At 59.4% G+C, this 21,560-nt stretch carries 16 protein-coding genes; 2 read left to right on the forward strand and 14 right to left on the reverse strand.

Annotated features, from left to right (window positions below):
• The first annotated feature begins 124 nt into the window (after positions 1-124).
• Positions 125-1,660 (forward strand): FAD-dependent oxidoreductase, encoded by a 1,536-nt coding sequence (locus JFU48_RS26850; RefSeq protein WP_201138212.1) that lies wholly within the window; start codon positions 125-127, stop codon positions 1,658-1,660.
• Positions 1,661-1,784: 124 nt separating this feature from the next.
• On the opposite strand, the gene hemB is transcribed toward JFU48_RS26850, so the two are convergent.
• Positions 1,785-2,759 carry a porphobilinogen synthase gene (hemB, locus tag JFU48_RS26855; RefSeq protein WP_003223551.1) on the reverse strand — a complete coding sequence of 325 codons (975 nt, stop codon included), beginning with the start codon at positions 2,757-2,759 and terminating at the stop codon, positions 1,785-1,787.
• Between the two features lie 246 nt (positions 2,760-3,005).
• Entirely contained in the window at positions 3,006-3,704 is a 699-nt protein-coding gene (locus JFU48_RS26860) for a glutathione binding-like protein (protein WP_201138213.1), read from the reverse strand.
• Positions 3,705-3,927: 223 nt separating this feature from the next.
• On the opposite strand from JFU48_RS26860, the gene JFU48_RS26865 reads away from it, so the two are divergent.
• A complete protein-coding gene (locus JFU48_RS26865) occupies positions 3,928-4,602 on the forward strand; it encodes a hypothetical protein (RefSeq protein WP_045122368.1) in 675 nt (224 codons plus the stop codon).
• Between the two features lie 137 nt (positions 4,603-4,739).
• Here the strand turns inward: JFU48_RS26865 and mnmH are convergent, their stop codons facing one another.
• The 12 genes from mnmH to JFU48_RS26925 all read right to left on the reverse strand — a co-directional run bounded on the left by mnmH (position 4,740) and on the right by JFU48_RS26925 (position 21,530).
• Entirely contained in the window at positions 4,740-5,843 is a 1,104-nt protein-coding gene (gene mnmH / locus JFU48_RS26870; protein ID WP_201138214.1) for a tRNA 2-selenouridine(34) synthase MnmH, read from the reverse strand.
• The gene (gene selD, locus JFU48_RS26875) at positions 5,843-6,877 is read right to left on the reverse strand and encodes a selenide, water dikinase SelD (protein WP_201138215.1); all 1,035 of its coding nucleotides are present in this window, start codon (positions 6,875-6,877) and stop codon (positions 5,843-5,845) included. The genes mnmH and selD overlap by 1 nt, the downstream gene beginning before the upstream one ends.
• Positions 6,878-7,074: 197 nt before the next feature.
• Positions 7,075-7,440, reverse strand: a complete 366-nt coding sequence (locus JFU48_RS26880) for a nuclear transport factor 2 family protein (RefSeq protein WP_201138216.1) — start codon at positions 7,438-7,440, stop codon at positions 7,075-7,077.
• 190 nt (positions 7,441-7,630) lie between these two features.
• Positions 7,631-8,374 (reverse strand): hypothetical protein, encoded by a 744-nt coding sequence (locus tag JFU48_RS26885; RefSeq protein WP_242486722.1) that lies wholly within the window; start codon positions 8,372-8,374, stop codon positions 7,631-7,633.
• 360 nt (positions 8,375-8,734) lie between these two features.
• Complete coding sequence (locus JFU48_RS26890) at positions 8,735-9,490, reverse strand: hypothetical protein (protein WP_201138217.1); 756 nt, start codon at positions 9,488-9,490, stop codon at positions 8,735-8,737.
• Positions 9,487-10,236 carry a hypothetical protein gene (locus JFU48_RS26895; protein WP_242486723.1) on the reverse strand — a complete coding sequence of 250 codons (750 nt, stop codon included), beginning with the start codon at positions 10,234-10,236 and terminating at the stop codon, positions 9,487-9,489. Before JFU48_RS26895 ends, JFU48_RS26890 begins: the two co-directional genes overlap by 4 nt.
• A gap of 486 nt (positions 10,237-10,722) precedes the next feature.
• Positions 10,723-11,853, reverse strand: coding sequence for a hypothetical protein (locus tag JFU48_RS26900; RefSeq protein ID WP_207199240.1), 1,131 nt, complete (start codon positions 11,851-11,853; stop codon positions 10,723-10,725).
• Complete coding sequence (locus tag JFU48_RS26905; RefSeq protein ID WP_201138219.1) at positions 11,843-13,999, reverse strand: hypothetical protein; 2,157 nt, start codon at positions 13,997-13,999, stop codon at positions 11,843-11,845. Before JFU48_RS26905 ends, JFU48_RS26900 begins: the two co-directional genes overlap by 11 nt.
• Positions 13,996-15,126, reverse strand: coding sequence for a hypothetical protein (locus JFU48_RS26910; protein ID WP_201138220.1), 1,131 nt, complete (start codon positions 15,124-15,126; stop codon positions 13,996-13,998). The genes JFU48_RS26905 and JFU48_RS26910 overlap by 4 nt, the downstream gene beginning before the upstream one ends.
• Entirely contained in the window at positions 15,116-18,670 is a 3,555-nt protein-coding gene (locus JFU48_RS26915; protein ID WP_201138221.1) for a toxin VasX, read from the reverse strand. The genes JFU48_RS26910 and JFU48_RS26915 overlap by 11 nt, the downstream gene beginning before the upstream one ends.
• Positions 18,667-19,533: a DUF4123 domain-containing protein gene (locus JFU48_RS26920; protein WP_201138222.1), complete on the reverse strand. Its 867-nt coding sequence runs from the start codon at positions 19,531-19,533 to the stop codon at positions 18,667-18,669. Before JFU48_RS26920 ends, JFU48_RS26915 begins: the two co-directional genes overlap by 4 nt.
• Positions 19,530-21,530, reverse strand: coding sequence for a type VI secretion system Vgr family protein (locus JFU48_RS26925; protein WP_201138223.1), 2,001 nt, complete (start codon positions 21,528-21,530; stop codon positions 19,530-19,532). The genes JFU48_RS26920 and JFU48_RS26925 overlap by 4 nt, the downstream gene beginning before the upstream one ends.
• Positions 21,531-21,560 lie beyond the last annotated feature (30 nt).

The raw sequence follows: 21,560 nt of genomic DNA on the forward strand, positions 1-21,560 counted from the left end.
GCAAGCCCGCTCCCACCTTGGAATGCGTTCGACTGTGGGAGCGGGCTTGCTCGCGAAGAGGCCGGCACTGGCTACCCTTTCCATCTGATCCATACTTGCTGCACAGCCAACGGAGGACAGGCCCATGAACCGCAGCGACGTTCTGATCATCGGCGCCGGCCCCACCGGTCTGGTGCTGGCCCTGTGGCTGAGCAAACTCGGTGTGCGCGTGCGCATCATCGACAAGGCCTCCGCCCCCGGCAGCACGTCACGAGCGCTGGCGGTGCAGGCGCGCACGCTGGAGTTGTACCGGCAACTGGACTTGGCCGACACCGTGGTGCGCAACGGCCATCGGGTGGCGGCGGCGAATTTCTGGGTCAACGGCAAACCGGTCGCGCAATTGCCGCTGAACCGCATCGGCGAAGGCCTGACGCCGTACGCATTCGTCGAAATCTTCCCGCAGGATCAACACGAACGGCTGCTGATCGAGCGTCTCGAAGACTACGGCGTCACCGTCGAACGCGACACCACGCTGGAAAGTTTCGAAGAGACCGGCGACGGCCTCACCGCGCACTTGCGCCTGCCCGATGGCGAACAGGAAATCTGCCAGGCCTGCTATCTGGCGGGATGTGACGGCGCCCGCTCAGTGGTGCGCAAAACCCTCGACACCGGTTTTCCCGGCGGCACCTATCAGCAGATTTTCTACGTCGCCGACGTCAAGGCCAGCGGCCCGGCGATGAACGGTGAGCTGCACCTGGATCTGGATGAAGCGGACTTCCTTGCGGTGTTTCCACTGGCCGGCGAAGGCCGTGCCCGCCTGATCGGCACGGTGCGTGACGAGCGCGCGGATCGCGCCGAAAGCCTGGAATTCTCCGATGTCAGCAGCCGCGCCATCGAACACCTGAAAGTGCACATCGAAGACGTGAACTGGTTCTCGACCTACCGTGTGCATCACCGCGTGGCCGAGCACTTCCGCAGCGGTCGGGCATTTCTCCTCGGCGACGCCGCGCACGTGCACAGCCCGGCGGGCGGTCAGGGCATGAACACCGGCATCGGCGATGCGATCAACCTGGCGTGGAAACTCGCCGCCGTGCTCAACGGCAGCGCCACGGCTAAGCTGCTCGACACGTACGAAACCGAACGCATCGCCTTCGCCCGGCGACTGGTATCGACCACCGACAAAGTGTTCAGTTTCGTCACCGCCGAGGGGCGCATCGCCGATCTGCTGCGCACGCGCCTGGCACCGTTTCTGATCCCGAAAATGGCCTCATTCGAGGCCAGCCGCGAATTCCTCTTCCGCACCGTCTCGCAAGTCACCCTCAACTACCGCGGCATGCCGCTGAGCCAGGGTACGGCCGGCCACGTCCACGGCGGTGACCGCTTGCCGTGGGCGCATGATGGTGAGGGGGATAATTACGAACCGCTGCGGCAGCCGTGCTGGCAGGTGCATGTGTACGGCGACACCAGCGACGAGATGATCGCCTGGTGCAATGAACACAACCTGCCCCTGCACGTGTTCGACTGGCGGCCGGCGTTTGATACGGCGGGGTTGGCGCGTAACGGGTTTTATCTGCTGCGCCCGGATACCTATGTGGCGATTGCCGATAACAGTGCGGATCCGAAGGTGATCGAGCGGTACTTTCGGGATCACGGGATCCGGCCGTTCTTCGCCTGCCCCTGACACAGCACAACCCCACTGTGGGAGCGGGCTTGCTCGCGAAGGCGGCGGGTCAGTCAGCCCATTCGTTGCTGATACACCGCCTTCGCGAGCAAGCCCGCTCCCACAAGGGGTTCTGTGGTGTCTGTCAGATCCCGGCCAATGCCAGATCCATCGCAAAGTAAGTAAAGATCAGATCCGCACCCGCGCGCTTGATCGCGCCCAGGCTTTCACGCACCACGCGGTCCTCGTCGATCGCGCCAGCCTGCGCGCCGAACTTGATCATCGCGTACTCGCCGCTGACCTGATACGCCGACAGCGGCAGGTTCGAGGCTTCACGAATGTCGCGGATGATGTCGAGGTACGCGCCGGCCGGTTTGACCATCAGCGCATCGGCGCCTTCCTGCTCGTCGAGCAGCGATTCACGCAGGGCTTCGCGGCGGTTCATCGGGTTCATCTGATAGCTTTTGCGGTCGCCCTTCAGCGCACTGCCACCGGCCTCGCGGAACGGGCCGTACAGCGCCGAGGCGAATTTGGTCGAATAAGCCATGATCGGAATCTGGGTGAAACCTGCGTCATCCAGCGCGCGGCGAATCGCCCGCACCTGACCGTCCATCGCCGCCGACGGGGCAATCACGTCAGCGCCAGCACGCGCCGCGGCCACCGCCTGTTTACCAAGGTTGATCAGGGTCTGGTCGTTGTCGACTTCGTGGTTGTGCATCACACCGCAGTGGCCGTGATCGGTGTATTCGCAGAAGCAGGTGTCGGACATCACGATCATTTCCGGCACCGCGTCCTTGGCAATCCGCGACATGCGCGAAACCAGGCCGTTTTCGCGCCAGGTGTCGCTGCCGTTGGCGTCCAGATGATGGGATACGCCAAAGGTCATCACCGACTTGATGCCAGCACGGGCATAGCGCTCGATTTCGCTGGCCAGCTTGCGCTCGGGAATGCGCATCACCCCCGGCATGCTCTTGATCGGCACGAAGTCATCGATCTCTTCTTCGACGAAAATCGGCAGCACCAGATCATTCAGGCTGAACTCGGTTTCCTGGAACAGACTGCGCAGGCTCGCATTGCGGCGCAGACGGCGGGGACGTGCTTCGGGGAACTGGCTGGACATGGATCTTCCTGAAAACGGCAGATGAGACGAAAGTCGTAGGGGGCGAAGCTTATGCCTTCGGTGGGCGCAGGTACAAACCTGGATCAATCAAGAGTGCATTACCGGGGGTGCAATAATCCGTCAGACAACACACGTTGCCCTGTAGGAGTGAGCCTGCGCGCGATGACGGTGTATCAGTCGACGTCCATGTTGGCTGACACGGCGCCATCGCGAGCAGGCTCACTCCTACAGGGGGTCGTGCGCAAATCAGGAAGGAATGGTCAACCCGCGCACCACAGCCGGCCGCGCCAGAAAGCGCTCCAGCACGCGGGTCACGTTCGGGAAGTTATTGATCCCGACCAGATCCCCTGCCTCATAGAACCCGATCAGGTTACGCACCCACGGGAACGTGGCGATGTCGGCGATGGTGTAGCGCTCGCCCATGATCCACTCGCGACCTTCCAGACGTTTGTCGAGCACGTTGAGCAGGCGTCTGCTCTCCTCGACATAGCGGTCACGCGGACGCTTGTCCTCGTAGTCCTTGCCGGCGAATTTGTTGAAGAAACCGAGCTGGCCGAACATCGGGCCGATACCGCCCATCTGGAACATCAGCCACTGAATCGTCTCGTAACGCAACGCGCCTTCCTGCGCCAGCAACTGGCCGCTCTTGTCGGCGAGGTAGATCAGGATCGCGCCGGACTCGAACAGCGGCAGCGGCTGGTCCTGCGGGCCGTGGGGGTCGAGGATCGCCGGGATCTTGTTGTTGGGGTTCAGCGACAGGAACTCGGGAGACAGCTGATCCTGCGTGTCGAAGCCCACGCGGTGCGGCTCGTAGGGCAGGCCGATCTCTTCGAGCATGATCGAGACCTTGACGCCGTTGGGGGTCGGCAGGGAATAGAGCTGAATCCAGTCAGGGTACTGCGCGGGCCATTTGTGGGTGATGGGGAACGCGGACAGATCGGTCATGGGAAGCATCCAGTCACATGGAAAGCGCTGATCATAATCCAGGAACCGTAACATTCTGCAGTTAGAGTGCAGAAGCCCGGATCGAACCAAGCGGCCTCAGGGGACTCTGAGCTATGTCTTTGCAAGGGAAGAACGACACGACATGGACAACATCCGGTGCTGGGAGCCCGCGGTGTAAGGGTTGGTCAACCCCAACCGAATCTGCTGAAGAATCCTTTATTCGATGACGAACCTCATGAGTTTCGCCAAACGCTTCAAACATCGCGCCTACGTGGCCCTGCCCTCCCTGCTGGCGGTCAGTGCGCTGACCTTGTCGCTCGAATCGAGCCAGATTCGCGCGCAACCGGTGGACGGCACCCAGACCCTGATTTTCCTGCGCCACGCGGAAAAGCCCGCCGGCGGTCTCGGCCAGCTCAACTGCCAGGGTCTGAACCGGGCGATCGAACTGTCGACCCTGCTGCCGGAAAAATTCGGCAAGGCCGATTACGTGTTTGCCGCCAACCCCACGCGCAATGTCGAGGAAGGCGAACAAGACAACTCCTACAGCTACATCCGCCCGTTGATGACCATCAGTCCCGCGGCGATCAAGCTCGGCCTGCCGGTGAACATCGAGTTCTCCGCCAACGACACCAGTGACCTGGCGCGCGAGTTGACCGAAGACAAGTACCACAACGCAACGATCTACACCGCGTGGTCGCACGGCTATCTGCCGGAGCTGATCAACAAGGTTGCCGGCAAGGCCGTCGGCGAAAAGCAGACCATCACCGATGACTGGGCGGCTGGCGATTTCGATTCGCTGTACGTGCTGACCCTGACCTGGCACAACGGCAAGGCCAGCCTGCAGAGCCACAGCTACAAGCAGGGGCTGGATAACGGCAAGGTGACCTGTCCGACTTGATTCTTGCGGTGCCTGTGCCGGCCCTTTCGCGAGCAAGCCCGCTCCCACACTGGATCTTCACTGGGCAGAAATTTTGTGCCTGACGCAGATCCCCTGTGGGAGCGGGCTTGCTCGCGAAGAGGCCCGTAAGAACACCCTCAAACCCGCTGATTCACCCGCTCGCGCAAATACTCCAACACCGCCCCGCGCTCCCCGGCAAACTCGATCCGCCCGCCCTTCTTCTCACGCTGGAACGCATACATCGGGTCGTAATATTCGCGCAGCAACACGCTGATCCAGTCACGGAACGCCTCGACCGATCCGCTGCGCGCCTGCTCCGCCAAGGCCTCTTCCATCTGCAGGAACATCCGCTGATGGCGTTCGCCGCCCAGCCGGCGCTGGATATTGTTCAAACTCGCAATCAGCCGCTCGGTATACAGCGCAAAGCCCTGCTCGCCATGCACCGCGACAAACTCGGCGTGCAGGTTGATCACATAATCCTGCAGGATCCGCTCGACCCGCTGCTCCAGGCTGTCTTCGAGCCAGACCATCGGCGCCACTTGCATGCCTCGGTACAACGGCAGTGGCAAGGCACAACTGCCGACTACCCGGCTCTCGTCTTCCAACACAAACTGCTGGATTCCGCCCGCGCGCTTTTTCAGCAGATCCACGGCCAGACGGTTTTCAAAATCGATGTTGGTCGGTTGGCCGGTGGCACGCTTGCCGAAACTCGAGCCCCGATGATTGGCGTGGCCTTCCAGATCCAGACCATTACTCAACTGCACCAACAGTTCGGTCTTGCCGGTGCCGGTCATCCCGCCCAGCAGCACCAGATCGCACTCGGCCACGGCCTGATCGACCGTCTCCAGCAGGAACGTGCGCATGGCCTTGTAGCCACCGCCGACCCGCGGGTAATCGATGCCGCCCTGCTCCTTGATCCATTGCTGGACGATCTGCGAACGCAAACCGCCGCGAAAGCAATACAGATAGCCGTCGGGGTGTGCCCGGGCAAACTCGACCCAGCCTTGAATCCGCTGCTCCCGCACTTCGGCAGACACCAGCCGCTGACCCAGGGCGATGGCGGCTTGTTGTCCATGCTGCTTGTAGCAAGTGCCCACCTGTTCGCGCTCGCGGTCGTTCATCAGCGGCAGGTTGACCACGCCGGGAAACGCGCCGTGGGCAAACTCGACCGGCGCACGGGCATCCATCATCGGCCGGTCGTTGAGGAAAATATCGCGGTAATCGGTGCAGTCGAGTGTCATCAATTCACCTCGACTGCGTGGGTCTGTCGCTCGACCAGCTCGCCGATCGGCGCCAAGTCCAGGCCCAGTTCGGCAGCCACGGCGAGGAACTCGTCGTTACCTTCAGGGGTGACCGCAATCAGCAGGCCGCCGCTGGTCTGCGGGTCGCACAGCACGCGCTTGTGCAGCTCCTGCAGACGGCCAAGCTTGCTCGAATAACTGTCGAAGTTGCGCAGGGTGCCGCCGGGCACGCAGCCCTGTTCGAGGTAGTATTCGACGCTGTCCAGACGCGGCACGTGGTTGTAGCCGATGCGTGCGGTCAGGTGGCTGCCATCGGCCATTTCCACCAGATGCCCGAGCAGACCGAAACCGGTGACGTCAGTCATCGCGGCGACCCCGGCGAGTTTGCCGAAACGGCTGCCGGGCTTGTTCAGGGTGCACATCCAGTCGCGGGCCACACCAATGTCGCCGGGGCGCAATTTGCCCTTTTTCTCGGCGGTGGTCAGGATGCCGATGCCCAGCGGCTTGGTCAGGTACAGCAGGCAACCGGCGCTGGCGGTGTCGTTGCGCTTCATGTGGCGCTTTTCCACCAGACCGGTCACGGCCAGGCCGAAGATCGGCTCCGGCGCATCGATCGAATGCCCACCGGCCAGCGGAATGCCGGCGGCGTCACACACCGCGCGCCCGCCGCGAATCACTTCCCGCGCCACTTCCGGCGCCAGCACATTCACCGGCCAGCCGAGGATCGCAATCGCCATCAACGGATCGCCGCCCATCGCATAGATGTCGCTGATCGCGTTGGTCGCGGCGATACGGCCGAAGTCGAACGGGTCGTCGACGATCGGCATGAAGAAGTCCGTGGTCGACACCACACCGCGCTCGGCATCGATCTCGTACACCGCCGCATCATCACGCGAGGCATTGCCGACCCACAGTTTCGGGTCAAGGTTCTGCGCACCGCTGCCGGCCAGAATCACTTCCAGCACCTGCGGGGAAATCTTGCAGCCACAACCGGCACCGTGGCTGTATTGGGTCAGACGAATCGGCTCGCTCATGGGAGAGTCTCTGGCAGTTGATGGGGCGGATTCTAGCAGAGCGCGGGCCGGCTGATTTTTGCGCTGACTGTCCGGCCCCCTTCGCGAGCAAGCCCGCTCCCACACTTGATCGCTGCCATCCACAAATCCTGCTTTCACTGAAGATCCTCTGTGGGAGCGGGCTTGCTCGCGAAAGCTATCGACGGGTCACCACGATTTCACGGCTGGACACAAAAGGTGCCCTGATGAAAAACCATTTGCCACTGCTCGCCCTGCCGCCGCCATACCGAACTGCGCAGACTGTCCGCCGGCACCCGCTGGCCGACAGCGCCGGTATGGCAGTGATATGTCACCAGCGCCGAATCTTCCGACAACGGCTTGAGCGTGAACTGACTGACGGTACGTTGTGCGAATGCTTGCTGCGGCAGCGCTTCCAGCACATCAGATTTGTTCCAGATGCCGCCGCTGGCGCCGAATTCGACAAAGTCGTCCGCGATCAGCAGTGCCAGTTCAGCGGCGTCCTCGCGCACAGCACGGGATAGCAGGCGCTGCTCAAGATGCAGCAGATGGTGTAACAGATCCATGGCATAAACCCTTCTGTTGAAGCACGAGGTCAAACAGTCGCCGTCTTCGGCAGGTCCTACAAGAAATAGCGTCTTACATCCCGAGGCTACATCGCCTTGCGTCATTGCCTACGACAACGCCAGAGTCGTCCGGACTTGACGATTTGAAGGCTGCTGAAGACGAACAGGTTCAAAGAATAGCTATTCATACTCAACGCTTACCGCTGGGTGTCGCGCTTTGTACTTCGGCAAAAATCTCGGTAATCGGCCGGCTCGGTTGGCGCTTTTGCATCTGCCTTACCTGCTCGCTTAACCGCAGCAACTCCTCACTCGGCTTGGCCCATTGATCTTCCGGCAACGGCTCCGACCATTGGCGCATGGCCTCGGGCAGCGCCTGTTTGCCGATCCTTTCGAGGCGGCGCACTTCCCATTCGACGAGTCGGTTAGGAATCGTCCATAGGGTCATGACGTGATACAGGTACCAAAAGAAGCCGGACAGCCGCGTGCGTGAACCGTCGCGAATCTGCTGATGCATGCGTGCGCGGGCGTTGTGGAAGGTGTGCAGGCCTTCGTGGGGCGGGTCGTCGGGGCCTTGCAGGTCTTGCAGATCCTGAATCGATTTGAGGTCGTTGACTTCGTATTCCATGTAGCCGCGAATGGCTTCCCAATGGCTGATGGCGAGGGGCAGCGCGGCGCATTGGAATTCGAGGCTGGTGAGGGTTTCGCCGTGGTAGAAACCGATGCCCATGCCGTACTGGCGGTGAATGCCGTATTGGGTGGCGCCCTGGGCTTCGATGATCCAGGCGGAGAGGGATTCCCAAGGGACGAAGACCGGTTCGGTGGCGCCTTCGGGCATGAAGCAGACTTCGCGGCGTTGGCGGTTGAAGCGGGTCGGGATGATTGAGGCGCGTTTTTTGTGGTTGTGGTGCCAGACGCCGAGGCTGATGAGCAGCATTAGAAAACAGGTTTCAATGGCAAGTCCTTTTATCTCTTGAAAAATTCCTTCTATGTAACTCCAGATTTCGTCCCAACTATCTCCAAACATCAGTCCGAGAAAGCCGCCGACCAATGGAAAGAGAAAAGCGACTGAGAAAGACACGCTGAATGGCCCGCCCAAAGTCATTTGCCACATAAAAACCTCTGGCTTCCCCAACCCAAAATCCATGCAAACATCATTCAGCTCACCAATATGTGGACCATAAGGTGAAATCGGTGTTGGTAAGGGTAAAGGGGATAGATAGGTGACCTTACCACTTGGAAACGGCTCGACATCCCCTGCTTTTCGACGTGCGGGATAACTACCGGTTCTACTGGATTATTCAGCATGATCGGCCTGCTCCAAAAATTGGGGTTCAACAAGCAAAACCGGTGGTTTCTCTTTCACCAGTTGCGGAGCAATCACTACAAAGTGTCCCTCCCCCCGTGGGTCGATATGAATGATACGGGTGCGAGATGTCCACTCACCTTTGTCGTTCAGGTTCTGAACACAAACGGCCAACTCCAATGTTTCTTTGGCTGGGGTGAATTCGGAATCGGGATTTACAGGGTACTGGAGGCAAAGCACCAAGCCTTCCGCTGATGATTTGACGATGCGCAGGCGCAGTGCTTTGGGCAGACGCTGGAACATTTCATCGAGGTCGGGGATTTTCTCGCCCGCAAGGTCGAAACCTTCCAGCACCCGGTCAAGGCCCAGGTTCAGTGCCGGGCTGTAGGTGTCCTGCACGGCAGCCGCGACAACACGGGTGTGTTCGGGCATATCGTCGAGGGCCGGCAGTTGCGGTTGTTCGATCTTTTTCAGTTTGGCCAGCCAGTCCGGCAGGTTGTTGAACGTCGCCATACCGGCGTTGATCAGCGTCGAGTATTGCCCGCTCTGCTCCGATTGCAGGCGCAGCGGCAAGGTGTAGAAGGCGGTTCGGGTCAGTTCCGGGTGTTGCTCCACAAACCCGAGCATTTTCTCGCTGGCTTCGTCGCTGCGGCATAGATCCTTGAGGCAGGCGTACTCGGCGCTGAGGGCCTGATGGAGTTGCCCACGTCTGAAAGCCTGGTGAATGACAATTAAAAAGCAGCTCATGCACGACGCTTACCCGTCGATGCCGTGCGCTGCACCTCGGCAAAGATCTCGGTGATCGGCCGATTCGGCTGACGCTTTTGCATTTGGCGTACTTGCTCACTGAGTCGCAGCAACTCTTCGCTCGGCTTCGCCCAATGCTCTTCCGGCAGCGGCTCCGACCACTCGCGCATGACCTCAGGCAGGGTTTGCTTGCCGATTCTTTCGAGGCGGCGCACTTCCCATTCGACGAGGCGATTGGGAATCGTCCACAGGGTCATGACGTGATACAGGTACCAAAAGAAGCCGGACAGCCGCGTGCGCGAACCGTCGCGAATCTGTTGGTGCATGCGCGCACGGGCGTTGCGGAAGGTGTGCAGGCCTTCGTGGGGCGGGTCGTCGGGGCCTTGCAGGTCTTGCAGATCCTGAATCGATTTGAGGTCGTTGACCTCGTATTCCATGTAACCGCGAATGGCTTCCCAATGGCTGATGGCGAGTGGCAGCGCGGCGCAGGGGAATTCGAGGCTGGTGAGGGTTTCGCGGTGGTAGAAACCGATGCCCATGCCGTACTGGCGGTGGATGCCGTATTGGGTCGCGCCCTGGGCCTCGATGATCCAGGCCGATAGGGATTCCCAGGGAACAAAGACAGGTTCGGTTTCGCCTTCGGGCATGAAGCAGACTTCGCGGCGTTGGCGGTTGAAACGGGTCGGGATGATTGAGGCGCGTTTTTTGTGGTTGTGGTGCCAGACTCCTAAGCAGATCAGGAGCATCAATGGACCTGTAAATAGTATGTTCTCGCAGGCTACTTCAAAGATGCCGACCATCGAGTCCCAAATGAATTCCTGTCCATACCCAAAAATAACTCCCAAAAAACCGGTGATTAGTGGGAATAAGAAAACTACTGTGAAAGACACGCTGAATGGTCCACCCAATACGACCTGCCAAGAAAAGACTTGTGGCGAACCCAATCCAAAATCCATGTACACATCATTCAGTTCACCAATGTGCGGGCCATAGGGTGACATCGGTGTTGGCAGCGGAAGCGGCGCGAGATAGGTAGTTTTGCCGCTCGGAAAAGTTTCGATATCTCCGGCCTTTCGCGGTTGTTCAAACCGCACACAACCTGCGGTTTGATCGCACTTATTCGCCATGATCGGCTTGCTCCAGAAACTGGGTTTCGACTAGCAGCATGGGCGGAGCGCCCTTGATCATTTGGGAAACAATGCTGACGACATAGCGTTTTAGCAAGTAACTCCTCATACACGGCTCTTATCTGTAACTACCGAGCGTCGCACCTCGACAAATATCTCGGTAATCGGTCTGTGTGGCTGACGCTTTTGCATCTGCCTTACCTGCTCGCTTAACCGCAGCAACTCCTCACTCGGCTTGGCCCATTGATCTTCCGGCAACGGCTCCGACCATTGGCGCATGGCCTCGGGCAAGGCTTGCTTGCCGATTCTTTCGAGGCGGCGCACTTCCCATTCGACGAGGCGGTTGGGAATCGTCCATAGGGTCATGACGTGATACAGGTACCAAAAGAAGCCGGACAGCCGCGTGCGTGAACCGTCGCGAATCTGCTGATGCATGCGTGCGCGGGCGTTGTGGAAGGTGTGCAGGCCTTCGTGGGGCGGGTCGTCGGGGCCTTGCAGGTCTTGCAGATCCTGAATCGATTTGAGGTCGTTGACTTCGTATTCCATGTAGCCGCGAATGGCTTCCCAATGGCTGATGGCGAGTGGCAGCGCGGCGCAGGGGAATTCGAGGCTGGTGAGGGTTTCGCCGTGGTAGAAACCGATGCCCATGCCGTACTGGCGGTGGATGCCGTATTGGGTCGCGCCCTGGGCTTCGATGATCCAGGCGGAAAGGGATTCCCATGGGACGAAGACAGGTTCGGTGGCGCCTTCGGGCATGAAGCAGACTTCGCGGCGTTGGCGGTTGAAGCGGGTCGGGATGAGGGTGGCGCGTTTTTTGTGGTTGTGGTGCCAGACGCATAGACCGATGAACAACATGGCAAATGCTGTTTTCAATCCGAGTTTTGTTGACGGCAAAAACAACTCCTCCGCAAACTCCCAGGAGTATTGCCAGTCGTATCCTAAAACGAGGCCAACACAAATACTGAAAAGAGGCAGTAATACAGTCCACATACATGTCATTGTTGTAGATCCACCTAAAATCACCTGCCATGAAAAAACCTGTGGTGATCCCAAACCGAAATCCATGTAACCATCATTCAATTCCCCAACGTGCGGGCCATAAGGTGGCATCGGTGTTGGGAGAGGAAGCGGCGCGAGATAGGTAATTTTTCCGCTCGGAAAAGGTTCGATATCGCCGGCTTTTCGCGGACGTGCAACCTGCAGTGCGCTGACAGATGGATTGTAGTCATTCGCCATGATCGGCTTGCTCCAGAAACTGGATTTCTACTAGCAACATGGGCGGATTTCCTTTGACCAGTTGAGGAGCAACCACCGCAAAATGCCCGTCACCCTGCGGGTCAATATGGATGACACGGGTTCGCGACGCCCACTCACCTTTGTCGTTCAGGTTTTGAACGCATACGGCCAATTCCAGTGTTTCTTTTGCTGGCGTGTACTCGGCGCTATGATCAATCGGGTATTGAAGGCAGAGCACCAATCCTTCTGGCGATGACTTGACGATTCGCAGGCTGCTTAACACTTCGTCGCTAAGCACGTCTTTACGTTCTCGCGGCGCGCCTCGACCGTGGAGGGGCATGGAGATACGGTGTGCGCCAATGCCCAGCCGGTGTTTCGGCTTCCCACCCAAAGGAGGAAGAAGGTTTTCCAATGTCAGTCTAGGCAGGACCAGATGGATATCGCTGGGCTTGGCTTTGAACAACAGGTTTTTCAGCCAAGAGTCGTATGGATTTGGGCCAAGTTGTGCGTACGGAGCATTGATCAGAAAGGCCAGATAACTTTGATAATCCTCCAGCGTGTGATCACCGCGCATCTGCGCATCATGACTCCAGGGTGTGATTTTCAGCCATTTATCATGTGCGCTGAGGTTATAGCGATTGAATAACCAAGTACCGCTGAACTCCAAGACAGTAAATAAGGCACCCGCCAGATTGAAGCGAAAAAACACGGAGGAAAGGCGTGTACCAGCCGCGGCCCAAGCGGCTGTTCGTGCAGCCTTGTTCGGAGCGGTCAACACCTTAAATGTAGCGTGAACAGTGTTACTCAGGCCGTAGGTGTTGATTGTCGTCATACCCCCAGCACCCAATGTTGCCAATGCTGCCGCACCCTGTGTGGACTGGTTTCCGCTGCGAATTGCTTCCTGCCAATTTACTACTTGTTTCTGAAGACCTATCGCTGAAGAGGCCAGACCTAGACCATAGGTGAACATGCCTAATCCAACATGCAATTTCCCCATTTGCACGTGTACATTTTGCAAAGCATGGGGCTGGAGTGCTTCAACAAGGGCTTTACTGCGAGCCTTTAACGCGGTGTCGGCAAGACTTTGGGCCGAAGTAAAACCAGCAGCACCAGCCGCCGCAACAGCAGAAAAAAGCGGTCCAATAGTTCGCTTGTTTTTTGACTGTTTGAATGTTTCCTTAAATACCCCCACCAAATTCACCACCTGCACCAAAACCACCACCAACCCCATCCCTTCCGTCTTCACCAGACTGGTCCTGGACAGCCCTCCAATCCCCAACCGAATATTCCCCAACAAACTCCGCAACTCCCCCTGCTGTGCCGGTGGAAACACCACTGTCACCCCCGCTCTTGCAGGCGTCGCGCCGTACAACCGGGCCGAGCGATCCGGTAGTTCTTCAATCGGGCTCAACGCCGCCGCCAGCCGTCCTTCCACTTGGGTCAGTTGTGCCCGCACCCGCACAATCTCTTCCTGCAACTCCACCGCCCTTGGCGTCTTGTGGCCCGGACGATTTTTGTTGTGGGTGATCTGGTTGCGTTCGCGGTTGAGGGTCTTGAGGTACTCGCGCTCGCGCAGCAGCTCTTTGATCACGGTTTGCAGCGCGGCCTGTTCTGTGGGGCTGGCGACGGTGAAGGTCACGCCGCTGGTTTTTGCCGCGTCGAAGAGGCGCAGGCGCAGTGCTTTGGGCAGGCGCTGGAACAGTTCATCGAGGTCGGGGATTTTCTCGCCCGCAAGGTCGAAACCTTCCAGCACCCGGTCAAGGCCCAGGTTCAGTGCCGGGCTGTAGGTGTCCTGCACGGCAGCCGCGACAACACGGGTGTGTTCGGGCATATCGTCGAGGGCCGGCAGTTGCGGTTGTTCGATCTTTTTCAGTTTGGCCAGCCAGTCCGGCAGGTTGTTGAACGTCGCCATACCGGCGTTGATCAGCGTCGAGTATTGCCCGCTCTGCTCCGATTGCAGGCGCAGCGGCAAGGTGTAGAAGGCGGTTCGGGTCAGTTCCGGGTGTTGCTCCACAAACCCGAGCATTTTCTCGCTGGCTTCGTCGCTGCGGCATAGGTCCCTGAGGCAGACGTATTCGGCGCTGAGGGCCTGATGGAGTTGCCCACGTCTGAAAGCCTGGTGAATGACAATTGAAAAGCAGCTCATGCACGACGCTTACCCGTCGATGCCGTGCGCTGCACCTCGGCAAAGATCTCGGTGATCGGCCGATTCGGCTGACGCTTTTGCATTTGGCGTACTTGCTCACTGAGTCGCAGCAACTCTTCGCTCGGCTTCGCCCAATGCTCTTCCGGCAGCGGCTCCGACCACTCGCGCATGACCTCAGGCAGGGTTTGCTTGCCGATTCTTTCGAGGCGGCGCACTTCCCATTCGACGAGGCGGTTGGGAATCGTCCATAGGGTCATGACGTGATACAGGTACCAAAAGAAGCCGGACAGCCGCGTGCGTGAACCGTCGCGAATCTGCTGATGCATGCGTGCGCGGGCGTTGTGGAAGGTGTGCAGGCCTTCGTGGGGCGGGTCGTCGGGGCCTTGCAGGTCTTGCAGATCCTGAATCGATTTGAGGTCGTTGACTTCGTATTCCATGTAGCCGCGAATGGCTTCCCAATGGCTGATGGCGAGTGGCAGCGCGGCGCAGGGGAATTCGAGGCTGGTGAGGGTTTCGCCGTGGTAGAAACCGATGCCCATGCCGTACTGGCGGTGGATGCCGTATTGGGTGGCGCCCTGGGCTTCGATGATCCAGGCGGAGAGGGATTCCCAAGGGACGAAGACAGGTTCGGTTTCGCCTGCGGGCATGAAGCAGACTTCGCGGCGTTGGCGGTTGAAGCGGGTTGGGATGAGGGTGGCGCGTTTTTTGTGGTTGTGGTGCCAGACGCCGAGGCTGATGAGCAGCATTAGAAAACAGGTTTCAATGGCAAGTCCTTTTGTCTCTTGAAAAATTCCTTCTATGTAACTCCAGATTTCGTCCCAACTATCTCCAAACATCAGTCCGAGAAAGCCGCCGACCAATGGAAAGAGAAAAGCGACTGAGAAAGACACGCTGAATGGCCCGCCCAAAGTCATTTGCCACATAAAAACCTCTGGCTTCCCCAACCCAAAATCCATGCAAACATCATTCAGCTCACCAATATGTGGACCATAAGGTGAAATCGGTGTTGGTAAGGGTAAAGGGGATAGATAGGTGACCTTACCACTTGGAAACGGCTCGACATCCCCTGCTTTTCGACGTGTCTCGACTTGCGGGATAACTACCGGTTCTACTGGATTATTCAGCATGATCGGCCTGCTCCAAAAATTGGGGTTCAACAAGCAAAACCGGTGGTTTCTCTTTCACCAGTTGCGGAGCAATCACTACAAAGTGTCCCTCCCCCCGTGGGTCGATATGAATGATACGGGTGCGAGATGTCCACTCACCTTTGTCGTTCAGGTTCTGAACACAAACGGCCAACTCCAATGTTTCTTTGGCTGGGGTGAATTCGGAATTGGGATTTACCGGGTACTGGAGGCAAAGCACCAAGCCTTCCGCTGATGATTTGACGATGCGCAGGCTACGGAGGATCTCTTCGCTGACCACATCCTTGCGCTCTCGTGGGGTTCCGCGACTGTGAAGCGGCATCGAAATACGGTGAGCGCCGATGCCCAATAGGTGAGTAGCTTTCCCGCAGAGAGGCGGCAATAGATCACCCAACGTCAGCCTGGGCAGCACGAGATGGATATCGCTGGGTCTGGCTTTGAACAGCAGGTTCTTCAGCCAGGAGTCATACGAATTGGGTCCCAGATGGGCGTAAGGCGCGTGGATCAGAAAGGCCAGATAGCTCTGATAGTCTTCCAGCGAGTGGTCACCGCGCATTTCGGCATCCCGCCCCCAGGGCGTGATTTTCAGCCATTTGTCATGGGCACTGAGGTTGTAACGGTTAAACAACCAGCTCCCGCTCAGTTCGAGCACGGTGAATAGAGCCCCCGCAAGATTGAAGCGGAAGAACACCGTGGAGAGACGTGTACCGGCGGCGGCCCAAGCTGCGATCCGTGCACTACGATTTGATGCAGTGAAGACGGTATAGCCCGCATGCAAGGTGTTGCCTAAACCATAAGCATTGACGGCAGTCATTCCTCCGGCACCTAGTGTGGCCAATTCGGCAGCACCTTGCGCCGAATGATTGCCACTGCGAACTGCCTGTTGCCAATTTTCGTATTGTTTTTTAAGGCTTATTGCCGAGGACAATAGGCCAAGCCCATAAGTGGATATGCCCAATCCAACATGCACCTTCCCCATCTGCACATGCACGTTCAACAAGGCATGTCGCTGAAGCCCTGCAACCAATTCAGCACTCCGAGCCCTCATCGCCGTATCCGCAAGACTCTGCGCCGCAGTAAACCCAGCTGCTCCAGTAGCTGCAACCGATTCAGCAAACGGTTTCCATACCCTCTCATTACGAGCCTGCTTTCGTACTTCCCGGAATACCCCCACCAAATTCACCACCTGCACCAAAACCACTACCAACCCCATCCCCTCCGTCTTCACCAGACTGGTCCTGGACAGCCCTCCAATCCCCAACCGAATATTCCCCAACAAACTCCGCAACTCCCCCTGCTGTGCCGGTGGAAACACCACTGTCACCCCCGCTCTTGCAGGCGTCGCGCCGTACAACCGGGCCGAGCGATCCGGTAGTTCTTCAATCGGGCTCAACGCCGCCGCCAGCCGTCCTTCCACTTGGGTCAGTTGTGCCCGCACCCGCACAATCTCTTCCTGCAACTCCACCGCCCTTGGCGTCTTGTGGCCCGGACGATTTTTGTTGTGGGTGATCTGGTTGCGTTCGCGGTTGAGGGTCTTGAGGTACTCGCGTTCGCGCAGCAGCTCTTTGATCACGGTTTGCAGCGCGGCCTGTTCTGCGGGGCTGGCGACGGTGAAGGTCACGCCGCTGGTTTTTGCCGCGTCGAAGAGGCGCAGGCGCAGTGCTTTGGGCAGGCGCTGGAACAGTTCATCGAGGTCGGGGATTTTCTCGCCCGCAAGGTCGAAACCTTCCAGCGCCCGGTCAAGGCCCAGGTTCAGTGCCGGGCTGTAGGTGTCCTGCACGGCAGCCGCGACAACACGGGTGTGTTCGGGCATATCGTCGAGGGCCGGCAGTTGCGGTTGTTCGATCTTTTTCAGTTTGGCCAGCCAGTCCGGCAGGTTGTTGAACGTCGCCATACCGGCGTTGATCAGCGTCGAGTATTGCCCGCTCTGCTCCGATTGCAGGCGCAGCGGCAAGGTGTAGAAGGCGGTTCGGGTCAGTTCCGGGTGTTGCTCCACAAACCCGAGCATTTTCTCGCTGGCTTCGTCGCTGCGGCATAGATCCTTGAGGCAGGCGTACTCGGCGCTGAGCGCTTGATGAAGTTGCGCCGCCACTTGCGCGTCGTAGTACCAGGCGGCGCGGTGGAAGCGTCCGGCGAGCAGCAGTTGCGTGCGGTCGACGGTGATGCGTTCGAGCAGGCGATTCCAGCGGCCGAGATCGTCGCGCAGCAGGTTCAGTCGCTCGTCCATGGCCGGGCGGTCGATCAGGTCGTTGACCCCGCGTTTGCCGCTGAGCAGCGGGCCGTCGAGCACATCCTTGATGCGACGCTCCTGATCCTTGCCGAGGCTGAGCAGGATTTCCAGGTGCCGTTCGACAAAGTCCTCAGGGGCGACTGCAAGAAAGTACCGCCGCGTGTAAAAACGCCGATCCACCTCAGCCGTGGGCGCGGCACGGTTGGGTTGCATTTCGTCGTCGATCCCCTTGGCACGCAATTTTTGCAGCTCGGGCGGTGCCGGCGTATCGGGCTGGATATCCCCGCCCTTGTTCAGATAGTCGAGCAACGCCCGGCGCGTGTTCTCCCGATCCGGCTCGGGCAGTTGTTCCAGATCGGCAAACAGCGCCTTGGCCTGCGGTTGCTCACTGGCCTTGGCCAGACCGTCGAAGTCCTGATCACTGAGCTGGCTCAAGGACTCGATGTAACTGGCCAGCAGGTAATCGCGCGCGTTGTTGCCACTGTTGCTCCATTCATCGACCCAACCGACCACAGTGTCCTGATACTCGGCCAGATCGCGCATCACCCCCAGATCGTCGTTGACCAGCAGAAACAATGTGTCGTCCTGATAGGGCCCGCGTACCCGGCCGAGGAATTCGCCGATGTGTGCCGCGCGAAAACGCTGCGGCTGCTCCCACAGATAAGGTTCGCGTTCGTGCTCGGGGGCGTCGCTGACCTGCACGGTCGGCATGCGCGTGGCGTCACCTTCAGCGACAGGCGCAGCGCCGGTCGCCACCTCCGCCAGCCACTGTCGGGTCTGGGCGACGGTCAGTAAATGCTCGCCGCCGGTCAGACAATGCACCGGCCCGAGATCGACCGCTTGCATGAAGTGGTCTCGCTCCTCGCGGCTGTCCAGCACCTGATGGCATTTGCCTGCCGTCCACTGCACTTCGGCGAAGGTCACGTACAGCGTGCTTTGGCGGGAGAAGATCAGCGCCGGACGCTCCTCGATGGCGGCGCGCTGATCCTCAGCCACCGTTTTACCCTGATGCAAAAACGCGGTGACGATGCCGTCGAGCATTCGGTACTCGTACAACTCGCCGCTGAGGCTGTCGATGATGTACAGCCAGCCGTCGCGCAAGCGGCGAATGCCCAGCGGGCGGGCAGTCAGGGTGTACGGCATCTTCAATTCTGAACTCGGATCGAACGCTCGCTCCACCAGACCGTAGCTCAACGGCAGCAACTGCACGTGGGTTTGCCGTAGCGGGCAGCTGTCGAGGGAGCCGAAGGGTTTCTTGGAGGCTGCGGCGGCGTCGAGGATGGCGGGATGGGTCATGGGCGTTCCCTTTGGCTGACCCACCGCTGCGCCATATCAACGGCCAGCGTGACACGCTCGCCCGGTGATTGCAGGGAGGGCGTGTGGAGCACGTGGTGGATTGGCGGGTGTTCGGTGATGTCGTGGCTGTCGAGCAGCGCAAGCAGGTTGGCGTAGTTGAACAACTCGGATTGACTGCTCAGGCCGAGGGCACTGGCTTGGGTTTCCATAAGATCCAGTAATGGCCAGCGCTGGCCCAGCGTTTCCCCGACATGGAATTCACGGAAGTGCTTCAACAGATGCGCATCCAGCTCCAGCAACCTGCGACGCCGGTCAACCTGATCCAACGCCGCGTTCAGCTCCGGATCAAGGCGATACGGCACGGCAAGCGCCGGACACTCAGCCAGCCGAGGTCGATGACTGTGCCAAACATCATTGACGCAGTCCGCCGTCACCACACAGGTCAAAGGTCCGAACAATCGCTGATCGGCATGGGCAAACAACGCGTGCGCCACCGCCGCATCGGCGATGCGCAAAAATGCCGATTGCCCGGCGGGTAACTCGACGACCAGCAATTTGCGCAGGTGCTCGGCAACGCTATGCATGGGCGCGGCGCTGAACAGCAGCACGCCCCACTCCGCCTGCGCATGTTGCAGATGGAACCGGGCCAGCGGATCGTCCGCATGCGCAATCGCGACCAACAGGGGCGAAATGTCGCGCAGCGCTGAAAAGGGTGGCTGGTCGTAGAGAGCAACGGTGCCGGGCGCCGAACTGTGCTGTTTCAGCCGCGCCGGCAAGTCGGTGATCGTCGCACCATCCAGCAACAGAAAGGCCTGTTGCTCGGTCCACGGCAGACCTTCGGGAAAAGCGCTCGACAAGCTCATGCGTGGGCGGCCTCGCAGGCCAGGCAACGCGAGCCGCGTGCGGAAACGAATGCATGGCGCTGCTGAACCGGATCGAACGCCACCTTCATCAATGGCAACGCCCCTGGCACCAAAGGCTCTGCCGCCATCCCCAGAGCAGGCGCACCGCCCTGGACAATCGGCACGCTGCTGCAAATACCTTCCGGCCCCAGCGTCAACCAATGCCCGCCGGCCGTGATCGTCACATGCGTACCACCATCGATCACCACTTGCTGGCCCGCGCCGAGGTGGATCTGCTGCGCTGCGCTAAGCCTTTGGCTGGCTACCCGAACGTGCCGGTCGCCCTGAACCCACAGGTGATCATCCTGCTTGAGCTCGGTCAGACGGTTGCCATGGGTCAGATGATGTTCATCACTGCGCAGGTCGTGGCTGGCCAGACCACCGATCACCACCGTGCGCTGATTGTCGACCTGCACCCGCTGGTCATTGAGTACCAACTGGACAAAGTCACGCTGGGCGCGGATGGCGATTTCTTCGGCACCTTTCCTGTCCTCGATACGCAGCTCGTTGTAGCCGCCTCCACCGGGGGTGCTGTGACTGCGAAGCACCGTGCGCGTTTGTTCAGCGGGCAAATTGAGCGGCACGGGCGTCGCGGCGTTGGCCAGACAACCGAGGACAAACGGCTTGTCGGGATCGCCGTCAGTGAAACCGACCAACACTTCCATGCCGACACGCGGGATCTGCACGCTGCCATATTGATCATGGGCCCAGCCACTGGTGACCCGCAGCCAGCAACTGGATTGTTCATTGCGCTGCCCTTCCCTGTCCCACAGCAACTGGACCTTTACCCGGCCATAGGCGTCGCAGTAAATCTCCTCGCCGGGAGGCCCGGTGACCACGGCATGCTGGTTGCCGGTCATTCGGGGTTTGGGGTGTTCAAGCGCAGGGCGGAAGATGACGTCCCAAGGTGTCGCGACGAAGTCATTACGATAACCCTGACTGAAGCCGTCACCGGAATCAGTGCCGGTGGCCGACTCCTCCAGCACTTGCGGCTGCTTGCCAATGTGCTCGACGCTGGTCAGCAGCCACAAACCATTGAGGTCGGCGCGCGGATGTCCGCCCATGTCTACGAAGCTGCCACTGCGCATCAGGCTTTGGTCGCTGCGACCTTTTCCCTGACGGTAATCGGCGCGATGCCGTTCGAGGCTTCTCTGGCTTAGATGTCTGCCACGATCACGGTGGGTGAACTGCCCGGGAAAGCTGTAATCCTCGAGTACAGGAAGCCGCGCTTCCCTGGCCGCGGCATCGAGTTGCACGGTGGGGTTTTCAAAATGGTAATCACGGCGGCTGACCTGGGTGGGACGGGTCTCCAGGCGCACGGTGAAACGCTCGATCACCGACGCCTCGGCGACCATGCCGCTGCCCTGCGCATAGGCAGTCGGCGCGTCGGGCCTGGGGAACACGGTCTGGTCATCGCCGAACACCAACAGGTGCCGATCGGGGCTGTGCTGGAAATGAAAATGCAGCCCCTCCTCCTCGCACAACCGCTGGATGAAATGCAGATCGCTCTCGTTGTATTGCACGCAATACAGGCGCGCCGGGTACTCGGCATTGAGCACAAAGCGCCAGGCATCGGCCTGCATGCCGTGATCACTCAACACTCGCGCGATGATTTGCGGCACGCTCTGATGCTGAAAGATGCGCTGATTGTGACGATGAGCGAGATAGGCCAGATGCGGCACCAAAAGGATCTGGTAGCGCGTCAGACGTGCGCCGGAGTCGCCTTGGGCAACTCGATAAACCTGCCCATGAAGGCCCGAACCTGCGCAGAAAGACACAAAGGCTGGGCGATGCAGAAGAGACTCGAGATCCAGGTCACGGCGTTCACTGACCAGTTCGAGTTCGACCTCATAGGTTTGGTTAAGCGCCTCCCTGGCTCGGAATTCGAGCACTTGAAGATCGCTGGAGACACCTTCGATATCAAGTCTGAAAACAATAGGTTTGCCGACGGTCAGCATCCACATTTCCCTGTGTCTTTTTAGGCACGG

This window comes from Pseudomonas sp. TH49, from assembly GCF_016650625.1.
Lineage (GTDB): Bacteria > Pseudomonadota > Gammaproteobacteria > Pseudomonadales > Pseudomonadaceae > Aquipseudomonas > Aquipseudomonas fluorescens_H.

What these genes read in the sequence shown, in the direction of transcription:
- JFU48_RS26850 (WP_201138212.1), top strand. Translation starts at nt 125, where the DNA reads ATGAACCGCAGCGACGTTCTGATCATCGGCGCCGGCCCCACCGGTCTG.
- hemB (WP_003223551.1), bottom strand. Translation starts at nt 2,759, where the DNA reads ATGTCCAGCCAGTTCCCCGAAGCACGTCCCCGCCGTCTGCGCCGCAAT.
- JFU48_RS26860 (WP_201138213.1), bottom strand. Translation starts at nt 3,704, where the DNA reads ATGACCGATCTGTCCGCGTTCCCCATCACCCACAAATGGCCCGCGCAG.
- JFU48_RS26865 (WP_045122368.1), top strand. Translation starts at nt 3,928, where the DNA reads ATGACGAACCTCATGAGTTTCGCCAAACGCTTCAAACATCGCGCCTAC.
- mnmH (WP_201138214.1), bottom strand. Translation starts at nt 5,843, where the DNA reads ATGACACTCGACTGCACCGATTACCGCGATATTTTCCTCAACGACCGG.
- selD (WP_201138215.1), bottom strand. Translation starts at nt 6,877, where the DNA reads ATGAGCGAGCCGATTCGTCTGACCCAATACAGCCACGGTGCCGGTTGT.
- JFU48_RS26880 (WP_201138216.1), bottom strand. Translation starts at nt 7,440, where the DNA reads ATGGATCTGTTACACCATCTGCTGCATCTTGAGCAGCGCCTGCTATCC.
- JFU48_RS26885 (WP_242486722.1), bottom strand. Translation starts at nt 8,374, where the DNA reads ATGCTGCTCATCAGCCTCGGCGTCTGGCACCACAACCACAAAAAACGC.
- JFU48_RS26890 (WP_201138217.1), bottom strand. Translation starts at nt 9,490, where the DNA reads ATGAGCTGCTTTTTAATTGTCATTCACCAGGCTTTCAGACGTGGGCAA.
- JFU48_RS26895 (WP_242486723.1), bottom strand. Translation starts at nt 10,236, where the DNA reads ATGCTCCTGATCTGCTTAGGAGTCTGGCACCACAACCACAAAAAACGC.
- JFU48_RS26900 (WP_207199240.1), bottom strand. Translation starts at nt 11,853, where the DNA reads ATGGCGAATGACTACAATCCATCTGTCAGCGCACTGCAGGTTGCACGT.
- JFU48_RS26905 (WP_201138219.1), bottom strand. Translation starts at nt 13,999, where the DNA reads ATGAGCTGCTTTTCAATTGTCATTCACCAGGCTTTCAGACGTGGGCAA.
- JFU48_RS26910 (WP_201138220.1), bottom strand. Translation starts at nt 15,126, where the DNA reads ATGCTGAATAATCCAGTAGAACCGGTAGTTATCCCGCAAGTCGAGACA.
- JFU48_RS26915 (WP_201138221.1), bottom strand. Translation starts at nt 18,670, where the DNA reads ATGACCCATCCCGCCATCCTCGACGCCGCCGCAGCCTCCAAGAAACCC.
- JFU48_RS26920 (WP_201138222.1), bottom strand. Translation starts at nt 19,533, where the DNA reads ATGAGCTTGTCGAGCGCTTTTCCCGAAGGTCTGCCGTGGACCGAGCAA.
- JFU48_RS26925 (WP_201138223.1), bottom strand. Translation starts at nt 21,530, where the DNA reads ATGCTGACCGTCGGCAAACCTATTGTTTTCAGACTTGATATCGAAGGT.